This window comes from Neptunomonas sp. ABH4_499 (assembly GCF_056160565.1).
On the sequence record NZ_JBSWXK010000028.1, the window covers coordinates 1 to 8201 of the forward strand.

Sequence of the window (8201 nt, forward strand, 5' to 3'; positions counted from 1 at the left end):
TTGATCGGGTTATTGGAAAGAAGAGAAAAGAACGCACAGAGCCTGAGTTTGGTCCGTGGGTAAAGGGTGTTTTTCAGGGACGACTCATTAACTCGTTATGCACTTCAGTAGCAGCAACACCTTTAGCAACTAATCTTTTTTCGAGATTGTCATATGATCTACCGCCAAGGCCATATTTATTAACATCTCTTAGATCAAGAATGATCTTAGCCTCTAGACCTTGCTTTCTTCTCATCAATTTGGCTATGCGAGTACGCTCGTTAACCGCCCACCGCGCTAACTCTTTCGATGACAAGCCCATCGCCTTCTTATTCATCAGGTCTTGTTCAAACCTTTCGATAAGAATTTTATATTCAGCTCTTATTTGAGGAATGCTTTTCCCTTGGGATGTCATCCTTGCACCAGCACCAAGATTTCCGGCAGCGATACTTTCTAGAAAATCAATACCCTCATCTGCCGAGGAAGCAGGCAAAGGCAAACACATTCCTTGTTCGTCTATATAATCCATTATCTTTTCCTATTTAGAAAACACTATCTAACGTGCAGTCACTCAATATCGACATTTCACCTTCAATTTCAGAAAACTTAGAAATGTCTTTAATAGCCAAGTCGCCTTCCATTCCTAGCAAGAGCTTATTTCTCCGCCAAGAGAATGGTAAATAATCAATTTTAGCTACAAGAGTCCTGTCCTTATATACTTCTTTCGATAAAGCATCTTTCAGCTGTCTATACTGTCTCGATTCAGGAACAACCCATAATTCATTCCTAAATTTAAACACAAAACAGATTGAGTCATTTGACTGAACATCACTACCAACTAAGAGACAGTAGATCTGTTCTAAATTAGTAATATCTTGATGGGAAGCTTTCCCACTGGATAACCTCAGTGTTAAAGCATCATTTGATGATGTCAAACCTTCCATAGCTAATGTATTTCCTAGTGTTTAGCAGCACAATAGTAAAGCTTTCCTTGCTAAAAAGTAAAATCATATTTTGTAGGCATGTTTTCAACTTTTTACGAACCTTAAAACAGACATAGGTGTCTCCTTTAACATGCACTAAAGGTTATTTCCTCCCTGAATCCGCGATTGCTTCTGACGTAACAATTAAACCCATATTTAATTACCGCTCTCGCCTTTGAGCAGATCACTCAGCGAAATCTTGTATGGAAGAGCGCAAGACTAGAATTCGTGATAAAGCAAAGCGGTGAAAGTGAAGACAGTCTTCGTCATGACTACCTTTCAAACAAACGAGAATCAGTCACAACCCACCGAGACTCAATAATCTCAAATCGCAGGTGCGCCAAAACACCCTCGACTGGGTACCAAAGCGCAAGATCAGCTCTGTTTGGCGTAACCTTTTTCAGATCGATTTTTATCACAGCATCGTGCTCCATCCTAGAAACAGACTCACCATCTAAAATGATCACTGGCTCACCAAACTTTTCTAAGCTAGGACAGCTAACCGCGTGATTAACGAGATTGATCGTTAGCGGGATTCGATTCGGAAAGCGGTCGATGTGATAAAAGGGCTGCAGCTCATCAAAGTTAATCGCCGCTTGGATTAAGTCACATGTGTTTGTATCTTGCGGCGTTGTTTTGACACTGGGATTTCCGGTGCATCCAGGTAAATGCAAGAACACAATTAAGCCAACTAAGCCCTTCATGTTTCGAAACATCAATACATATCCATCTACATGAGTTTCACATCATAAAAGTTATAGGTTAGGCATTTTCTTCGTCATCCGGCGCATCATCGAAACTCCCTTCAACTCTGGCTTCGCATGTTTCAAACGACAAAAAGCCTGCTTGTTCGTACTCATCAAGCTGATCGAAAATCGCGATGTGGTCGCCATCGGGTTTGATATCCACGGCAACATGATTTCCGTCCGCTCTCTCAAATGTAGCTTTGTACGGTTCAAGCGTTTCCAGGAGCTCTTCTTGCTTGTCACGTGAAGTATCTTTATGGAAAAGGACTCGATACGTTCTATGCCCGCTGGGCTCCACTAGTTTGCGTATTTCTGGCTTGAGTTGATCAGAATCCGATGTGGCTAAGACGACATCCAGAAAATTAAGCCCATAAGCAAAGAACGGAACATTCTCAATCCGATAGAGATCATTACCCAAAGGGGTCGCCCAAAGAGACTCACCGCCAATCGCCCAGTGATTGGGAAGATCGATATACACCTTCTCTAGCTCATCGTTGCTCATTTCAAGTCCTTACCTAGCGCCGCAATACAAAGTCTTCAATGATAAAAGGCACAGATCAAAGATCAACTTACCGCCTTTATTGATCGTAATGGGATAGCGTGAATCCTACCTTGCAGGAGTCACTTCAGAAGAGTTATGTGTAAGAGTCGTTAGCCTTCACGCCCCTCTGTGTATGAAGGTAGTTCCGGGTCTAAAGAGCACCAGTTTGCCTTGTACGCGGTGTAGATTTGGGCATCGATGTTTACCGGTATATCCTCGTCGAACAGAGAGATCGCCAGTTCAATATCCTCTTGGGGTGCGCCCTTAACGCGGAAACCCAAACTGGAGCCACAACATGAACAGAAGGTTCGGACAGTACCGTTAGGCGCAACAAACTCTTTGAGCAGTGGTTCACCTGAAAGCCACTGCAGCCCTTGCACAGCGACCAAAGTCCCAAAAGCCGCCCCATGAAATTTACGACACATTGAGCAATAACAGTTAGCGGCTTTTTCACTGAAGCCACTCACAGAAAACCGAATCTCACCGCACAAACAAGAACCTTTGAATGCCTTAGTCATTTCCTGCATCATCCCTGTTTAAAAGCTGAGTTTAATTGTACAGCGAGCAAGCTTAGGTCATGTAGCTAGTACAGCGTAGGCTTGCACCAAGGTTGCACCTCGCTGCCCCTATGCCTTGATGATTGGTATAAGCTTGCTTGCTGCAACACATACAATGCCGGCAATCAGAGCGTATCCCTGGTTGGTAGGCAAAGAGTTAACCCCAACTATTTTTGAATAGGGTTCGTTAGACTGAGGCCCAGAAAGCAGTCCTTTAAAGAAAGCCACAAAATCAACAGGCAGAAATTCAGCCAAGTACATAATGACTGAATACGTGATCATCATTATTCCTATGTAGAGCAAGATCTTTGGCACCTTTTTACTTTCCATGTGTTGTTATATGCCTAAGCATCAACAAGAAGTTCTAGCGCCTTTGAAGACATTGTAGGCGCAAACTCTATCACTTCGTAGTTCGCTAAATTTTCTCGAAAAAATGGATCTTTTGAGAGTATTTGATCTAATTTAGCTCTACTTTCAACTGTAGCTAGGATAACTCCACCCGTGCGCGGGACTTTCCGGCCGGACAATTGGAAATGCCCTAGCTTGTAATGTGTATTTAAATACTCTACGTGCTCTTTGATGAAATTATCAATCACATCAAGCGGCTTGATATATGTTATTGAAACTACAAACAAAACAACCTCTTTCTGTATTACAAATCATAGATATCTGACGGCGTGGTTGCGCTTGTTACATATTTTAGGTGAGCCGAACATGCCTTGCCACCTTAGACTCTAAAAGTCGAACTAACTCTGGCTGCATACGGTCGTAATTGTCAGGGATATCTAAGCAGACCAACTTTTTCCCTTTGAGCAAATCTTTGAATTTTTTAGACACTTTATTTCTATGACTTTTTTCCATCACAAGGATGACATCAGCCCACTCGACAAGATCACCACTGACTACGGTTTCTGCATCCGAGTTTGTGCCCGCACCAATAGCGTTTATCCCTAGGTATTTGGAGAATACTTCTTCTCCGGTAGGGCTTCTCAACCTATTTTCACTGCAAACGAATAGTAGATTCATCAGATTCCTGGCGATATGTAACATTGTATTCATGTGCATACGCGATATCATTCCTTACCTAAAAGTCAGAAAATCGCTTTACACTTTGAATTTTTAAATTTTTTCAGAAAAGTAACAAACAGTAATTAAGACAAAAACGCGCATGCGCATTTTTCTGCCAACCTTGGCTCGATATCTTCCCTGTGCATATATTTAACCAACTGATTCTAATACTAAAACAGCGTTTATCCAAAATAAAAACGAGCAACTTCATGAACCTAAGCGTGCTACTTCTAAGAAGTAACCAAGCGCGCAGCGTCGTGTTTTTCGATGGCGGTAGGAAACACTCCAAAGTAACACTTACGATGTCACACTTGTTACCGACATCCCCCACCCCAGAAAGATTGACAAGCAACACAAAGGCATCTGAATATCGTCTATTTACGCGCCCAATCAGATGGATACTCTGTTCGATCAAATTATCCCCGCTGCCAGCTTTGAGTGGGTACCGCTACAGGTGTTGCAACCCAATTATCAGCTTGCAGATTGGGTGCAATGCATCTGTGTCTTACCTGCTTTCTGCAGTACAAGTGATAGCGTAGAAATCCTCGAAAAATTTTACCCCGATGCAGGCTCTAGCCTCACTTTTCAGATCGGGCCTAATAGCGCTGAAGCCTACTTTTTACAGAACAACTCCGTTCTGCGATATTCTTGGCAACTGTCCAAGTTACGTATCAGTATCCGCTTTAAACCCGGTGGCGCTTGGGCGCTCTTGAAGCTCCCTGTTAGCGAACTCACCGATCAGGAGATTGATCTTCACTCCCTTGTTTCAACACGTGATAGCCACTTTCAACGGCTGATGGATGAATTACCCACATTAGCATTAGAAGACCAGCTTCAAGCCATCCAGACATGGCTGCAACAAGGCATAAGCGACCTACCCAAGCATGTGGGTCATATTCGGGAGCTGATAGGGCACGTCAATCACTCTCTCGTTTCGCCCATCGAGTTGTCAGCCAGTAAAGGGATGTCTCGGCGTACACTCGAACGGCATATCCGGCATAAGTTTGGCTTAACGCCGCTGCAATTACTGAACAGCGCTAAAATCAGGCGGGCCAGAGAGATGCTGATTCGTAACAGCCATAGCATCACAGATATTGCGCTAAGCTGTGGATTTTACGATCAACCTCACTTCACCAATTTTTTAAAAGAACATGTCGGTGAAACACCCCTCACCTACAAAGAACGCAAATTGGCGCACATTTCCAATACGAAGTGTTAAGCGGTTTATAAGATTCAATTTCCCTTAGATAACAGGAAATTGAAGACATGAAAGAACGACTCCCCCAATCACGCTTTTATCAGAAAGTACCTGCGTTAGTTGACCAACTGATGGCCATGGGTGAAATCCCGGCTGATTCGGCGCTTAAGCCCGAACTGGTTCACCTTGTGCAACTGAGAGCCTCGCAAATCAACAATTGTGGTTTCTGCCAACACATGCACGCGGATGAAGCGCGTAAAGATGGAGTGCAACAATCTTTATTAGATGTGCTGCCAGCATGGCGAGAGCTCGACTGTTTTACCAAGCAAGAACAAGCCGCCCTAGAATGGACAGAAGCCCTAACCCGCTTAAACCCTGCGGGTATTCCGAACGACACGTACCTTGGGGTGCTCGATACGTTGGGCGAAGATGCTTTACTGGACCTGACAAGGCATATTCTGGCCATCAACAGCTGGAATCGAATCTCAGTCGCTTTACAATTTCAACCCGATATAAAACGATAACCGCACGCGAGGACTAGCATGATGAAAAAGACATTTAGTCTACTGGGCACACTCTCAAGTTTGGCGTTCTTTTTCGGAAGCATGATGTTTCTACCCACATTCGCCAACTACGCCACGATAAGCGTGTGGTTGTTTATGCTGGGTTCGGCGTTAATGTTTATCGAGGTGAGTGGTTTAGTAAAAGCGGATTGATAATTTCTGCTGCGGATATAGCATCCTTTAAGCTGTGAGTGCTACAACACCAAGAAGCGATTTCTGCTTGATATGTGGGGATGGTCGCGGATAAGAGTTATTGCTTATTCGCCACTGAGTGTTTTGAAGATGATCGCAGCCCTAAGCACAGTGAAAAAACAAATATGGCCTAATAAAGCAGCTGCTAACTATTCACTAAACACCACAGTCACTTGTTAGCAGCTCAGCTCATTCCCAAAGGTTACTGCTTACTCAACAGGAACTTACGCAACTCTCTCTCAGCACGCATAACAAACAGAATACACACCTTGTCACCGTCTTGCTTATAGAAAATACGACATGGATTAACGACAACTTCACGATAACTTAAATGCTCTAGTTCGGGTGGAATACGACCTGACTCTGGGAAAGTTTGTAGTCGTTCGACTTTGGAGAAGATCGTTTGTACTAACTGCTTTGCAGCAACAATATTTTCAAGTGCGATATATTCTGCGATATCGTTGAGATCAGATAACGCTGGCTCAGTCCAGATTATTTCAGCCATTTTGACATTTTGTCCTTGGCTTCATCATGACTTACCGCTTTACCGTCAGCTAGTGCCCGTTCACCTCGTGCGATCCCCTCAAGAATAGCCAAACGATTTTGCATAAACTCGTAATCATCAACATCAACTAGATACGCAGATGGCTTACCATGCTCAGTAATTAGCACTGGTTCTTTAGTGTGGTGGAGATCGGCGAGGATCTTGGTTGCTTGGCGTTTAAGTGATGTAACTAGTTCTACTTTCATGAGAGCTGCTCCAGAGGAATACCCAAAGTGATACTATTCTATCACTTTGGGTATAGCAAGCTCCATGACAGCCTTGTATGGGAATTTTTCACGCACCCAAAAGAGGCAAATGCTTACGCTGCTGATAGGTTAAAGCTAACTCTAAACAGGACTTGATTACTGCTTCTGGTAACGCTTTCGATAAAGACAGAACTATTGCTCTGTTTCCCTGAAACACCAGCTCTTCATCATATAATTCTCGAAATGTATCGATTAACTTGGTTTGGCAATGAAAGAACAGATAATAATTGTTGGGAGATTTCAGCTTCCAGTCCATTCTTAACGGGCTGCCTGTTTTTACACTGTAGCTTGGTGCACCCCATTTTAGAGTTTCATCGACTTCACCAAGATCCAACTCAGATGCTATTTGAAAGACTAGATTTCGTAGCTCCTCCAACCTAATACGAGCATTTTCCGGATATTCATCGAAACGTTCTTTGACTATCTTGTTCACTGGAACCACCTACTCGCAAAACGTTTTTAACAGCGGCCTTATTGTAAGCGCGAAGCGCTAAAACGGAGGCCCCACCTCATAGGAACGCTTGTCCTTGCCCTTGTTATGTTTTTGCACCTGCTAAGTCCTTGGCTACAGCCAACCTAACTTGATTCATTTTACTTAACCCCTTCAGGTAGAGCTTTAACTCACTTCTCTTTACTATGGGTAGCTTGGAGTTGTCGTACTTGGCAATTTCTACGTCAACTAGATATGAGCCATCTATTAATACGGTGTGTACGTCTTCGAGTTGCTCAGGAGTCCAATGAAGTACATATGCATTTTTAGTATCATGGCCTTGATCAGCTAATGCCTTCCGAAGTTTAGAGTCAGGCTCTTGGAGCGTATCGTTTGATCGAAGTAACTCTTCGCGAAAGTCAATATCCATTCTACTTCCGATTAGCTTCATCTACTTGATGCCTCGTGAAATAACGCGTTTCTATGGGACTGGCCATGCGCAGCTTTGGCAGTTCAGCGGAGCCAGCTTCAGCACGTGGAGTATTCTTGAGCGCTTGTTAAATGTTTTGTTCACCAAAATACTCCACATAAAAGTCTGATGCATCTTCCCAGTCGTCTTCAAATGCCTCAAGTATATGCTGAAGAGGGTTAATGTTATTCCAATCTTCTTTCTCAATTGCTTCGCGGCTGAGAGCCTCAAATCTTGTCTTTACTTCAGGCCACCGAAGAACATGCATACAAAACTCAATTAGAGCTTCTTCGTACCTAGGAGGGCCGATAAACAACTGGAAAAATGCGTCTGCAAACTGACTCCTTTTGTCCGGATTTCTTTCGATTAGATCTAGTATGCAAATGCCATATGGAATTACATCTGGAGCATTATAAGTTTCATTGATTTTCTTCGTTGCTGCTTCAGCGATACTCCAAAATTCTTCTATAACACCCATAGTCATGACACTTAACGAGACTGTCGGATTAGACATTTAACACGATAATACTCCATCCCACAGTCCTCCTTCATATTCTTTAACGCCTAAAAAAAGTTTTTTTCGGGCTCACTTTTGATGTATTCAAACACATTTTATATCGCCGCACGAGCGCTCTCATGAGGCTGCTTTCCTTAAAGTTAGCCTC

15 protein-coding genes are annotated in these 8201 nt (G+C 43.3%); 3 read left to right on the top strand and 12 right to left on the bottom strand.

Annotated features, from left to right (window positions below):
* Positions 1 to 73 precede the first annotated feature (73 nt).
* The 7 genes from ACXAF9_RS17840 to ACXAF9_RS17870 all read right to left on the bottom strand — a co-directional run bounded on the left by ACXAF9_RS17840 (position 74) and on the right by ACXAF9_RS17870 (position 3832).
* Positions 74 to 508, bottom strand: a complete 435-nt coding sequence (locus tag ACXAF9_RS17840) for a hypothetical protein (RefSeq protein WP_475076654.1) — start codon at positions 506 to 508, stop codon at positions 74 to 76.
* 13 nt (positions 509 to 521) lie between these two features.
* Positions 522 to 923 (bottom strand): hypothetical protein, encoded by a 402-nt coding sequence (locus tag ACXAF9_RS17845; protein WP_475076656.1) that lies wholly within the window; start codon positions 921 to 923, stop codon positions 522 to 524.
* A gap of 801 nt (positions 924 to 1724) precedes the next feature.
* Positions 1725 to 2210, bottom strand: a complete 486-nt coding sequence (locus ACXAF9_RS17850) for a DUF4265 domain-containing protein (RefSeq protein WP_475076658.1) — start codon at positions 2208 to 2210, stop codon at positions 1725 to 1727.
* 149 nt (positions 2211 to 2359) lie between these two features.
* The gene (locus ACXAF9_RS17855; RefSeq protein WP_475076660.1) at positions 2360 to 2767 is read right to left on the bottom strand and encodes a GFA family protein; all 408 of its coding nucleotides are present in this window, start codon (positions 2765 to 2767) and stop codon (positions 2360 to 2362) included.
* 108 nt (positions 2768 to 2875) lie between these two features.
* A complete protein-coding gene (locus ACXAF9_RS17860; RefSeq protein ID WP_475076662.1) occupies positions 2876 to 3136 on the bottom strand; it encodes a hypothetical protein in 261 nt (86 codons plus the stop codon).
* A 14-nt stretch (positions 3137 to 3150) separates the two neighbouring features.
* A complete protein-coding gene (locus ACXAF9_RS17865; protein WP_475076663.1) occupies positions 3151 to 3441 on the bottom strand; it encodes a YciI family protein in 291 nt (96 codons plus the stop codon).
* A gap of 64 nt (positions 3442 to 3505) precedes the next feature.
* On the bottom strand, positions 3506 to 3832 hold the full coding sequence (locus tag ACXAF9_RS17870) for a low molecular weight protein tyrosine phosphatase family protein (protein ID WP_475076665.1): 327 nt from the start codon (positions 3830 to 3832) through the stop codon (positions 3506 to 3508).
* A gap of 436 nt (positions 3833 to 4268) precedes the next feature.
* Here ACXAF9_RS17870 and ACXAF9_RS17875 point away from each other — a divergent pair, with 436 nt between their 5' ends.
* The 3 genes from ACXAF9_RS17875 to ACXAF9_RS17885 are packed head-to-tail and all read left to right on the top strand — an operon-like array spanning position 4269 to position 5788.
* The gene (locus ACXAF9_RS17875) at positions 4269 to 5093 is read left to right on the top strand and encodes a helix-turn-helix domain-containing protein (RefSeq protein ID WP_475076668.1); all 825 of its coding nucleotides are present in this window, start codon (positions 4269 to 4271) and stop codon (positions 5091 to 5093) included.
* Positions 5094 to 5140: 47 nt separating this feature from the next.
* Positions 5141 to 5596, top strand: coding sequence for a carboxymuconolactone decarboxylase family protein (locus tag ACXAF9_RS17880; protein ID WP_475076671.1), 456 nt, complete (start codon positions 5141 to 5143; stop codon positions 5594 to 5596).
* Positions 5597 to 5614: 18 nt separating this feature from the next.
* Positions 5615 to 5788 (top strand): YrhK family protein, encoded by a 174-nt coding sequence (locus ACXAF9_RS17885; protein ID WP_475076673.1) that lies wholly within the window; start codon positions 5615 to 5617, stop codon positions 5786 to 5788.
* A gap of 241 nt (positions 5789 to 6029) precedes the next feature.
* Here ACXAF9_RS17885 and ACXAF9_RS17890 read toward each other — a convergent pair whose 3' ends face one another.
* From ACXAF9_RS17890 to ACXAF9_RS17910, 5 genes are all read right to left on the bottom strand, one after another.
* Positions 6030 to 6332 (bottom strand): type II toxin-antitoxin system RelE/ParE family toxin, encoded by a 303-nt coding sequence (locus tag ACXAF9_RS17890; protein ID WP_475076677.1) that lies wholly within the window; start codon positions 6330 to 6332, stop codon positions 6030 to 6032.
* On the bottom strand, positions 6320 to 6577 hold the full coding sequence (locus ACXAF9_RS17895) for a type II toxin-antitoxin system Phd/YefM family antitoxin (protein ID WP_475076681.1): 258 nt from the start codon (positions 6575 to 6577) through the stop codon (positions 6320 to 6322). The genes ACXAF9_RS17890 and ACXAF9_RS17895 overlap by 13 nt, the downstream gene beginning before the upstream one ends.
* Positions 6578 to 6665: 88 nt before the next feature.
* Positions 6666 to 7070, bottom strand: a complete 405-nt coding sequence (locus ACXAF9_RS17900; protein ID WP_475076683.1) for a DUF1801 domain-containing protein — start codon at positions 7068 to 7070, stop codon at positions 6666 to 6668.
* A 103-nt stretch (positions 7071 to 7173) separates the two neighbouring features.
* Complete coding sequence (locus ACXAF9_RS17905) at positions 7174 to 7497, bottom strand: hypothetical protein (RefSeq protein ID WP_475076686.1); 324 nt, start codon at positions 7495 to 7497, stop codon at positions 7174 to 7176.
* Between the two features lie 127 nt (positions 7498 to 7624).
* Positions 7625 to 8014: a hypothetical protein gene (locus ACXAF9_RS17910; RefSeq protein ID WP_475076690.1), complete on the bottom strand. Its 390-nt coding sequence runs from the start codon at positions 8012 to 8014 to the stop codon at positions 7625 to 7627.
* Positions 8015 to 8201 lie beyond the last annotated feature (187 nt).

What these genes read in the sequence shown, in the direction of transcription:
- ACXAF9_RS17870 (WP_475076665.1), bottom strand. Translation starts at nt 3,832, where the DNA reads ATGAATCTACTATTCGTTTGCAGTGAAAATAGGTTGAGAAGCCCTACC.
- ACXAF9_RS17890 (WP_475076677.1), bottom strand. Translation starts at nt 6,332, where the DNA reads ATGGCTGAAATAATCTGGACTGAGCCAGCGTTATCTGATCTCAACGAT.
- ACXAF9_RS17895 (WP_475076681.1), bottom strand. Translation starts at nt 6,577, where the DNA reads ATGAAAGTAGAACTAGTTACATCACTTAAACGCCAAGCAACCAAGATC.
- ACXAF9_RS17880 (WP_475076671.1), top strand. Translation starts at nt 5,141, where the DNA reads ATGAAAGAACGACTCCCCCAATCACGCTTTTATCAGAAAGTACCTGCG.
- ACXAF9_RS17875 (WP_475076668.1), top strand. Translation starts at nt 4,269, where the DNA reads ATGGATACTCTGTTCGATCAAATTATCCCCGCTGCCAGCTTTGAGTGG.
- ACXAF9_RS17845 (WP_475076656.1), bottom strand. Translation starts at nt 923, where the DNA reads ATGGAAGGTTTGACATCATCAAATGATGCTTTAACACTGAGGTTATCC.
- ACXAF9_RS17860 (WP_475076662.1), bottom strand. Translation starts at nt 3,136, where the DNA reads ATGGAAAGTAAAAAGGTGCCAAAGATCTTGCTCTACATAGGAATAATG.
- ACXAF9_RS17885 (WP_475076673.1), top strand. Translation starts at nt 5,615, where the DNA reads ATGATGAAAAAGACATTTAGTCTACTGGGCACACTCTCAAGTTTGGCG.
- ACXAF9_RS17850 (WP_475076658.1), bottom strand. Translation starts at nt 2,210, where the DNA reads ATGAGCAACGATGAGCTAGAGAAGGTGTATATCGATCTTCCCAATCAC.
- ACXAF9_RS17910 (WP_475076690.1), bottom strand. Translation starts at nt 8,014, where the DNA reads ATGGGTGTTATAGAAGAATTTTGGAGTATCGCTGAAGCAGCAACGAAG.
- ACXAF9_RS17840 (WP_475076654.1), bottom strand. Translation starts at nt 508, where the DNA reads ATGGATTATATAGACGAACAAGGAATGTGTTTGCCTTTGCCTGCTTCC.
- ACXAF9_RS17905 (WP_475076686.1), bottom strand. Translation starts at nt 7,497, where the DNA reads ATGGATATTGACTTTCGCGAAGAGTTACTTCGATCAAACGATACGCTC.
- ACXAF9_RS17855 (WP_475076660.1), bottom strand. Translation starts at nt 2,767, where the DNA reads ATGACTAAGGCATTCAAAGGTTCTTGTTTGTGCGGTGAGATTCGGTTT.